This is a genomic window from Paraburkholderia sp. SIMBA_054, assembly GCF_046534875.1.
Classification (GTDB): Bacteria; Pseudomonadota; Gammaproteobacteria; order Burkholderiales; family Burkholderiaceae; genus Paraburkholderia; species Paraburkholderia hospita.
In genome coordinates, this window is record NZ_JAWRXV010001094.1 from 1 (window position 1) to 259 (window position 259).

Below are 259 nucleotides of genomic sequence, written 5' to 3' on the forward strand. Positions count from 1 at the left end.
GGAAATGATCGCCTGCCCGTTCTCGACGCGCACGACCTTGCCTGGCAAGGCGTTGCGGAAACCCATGAAGGCGGCGACATCACGATAGCGGGGCTCTTCGTAAAGCTCGTGCGGTTTGCCGACCTGACGGATTTCACCGTCGCGCAAGACCACGATGCGGTCGGCCAGCGACAGGGCTTCGTCTTGATCGTGGGTCACATAGATCGTCGTTGAGCCGAGCTGGTTATGGATGCGGCGGATTTCAGCGCGCATCTCAAGC

The 259-nt window shown here is 60.6% G+C and carries 1 pseudogene; it reads right to left on the reverse strand.

Annotated elements, in window-relative coordinates:
* Nucleotides 1-259 (reverse strand): annotated as a pseudogene (locus SB822_RS58540) (spermidine/putrescine ABC transporter ATP-binding protein); the annotation flags it as partial.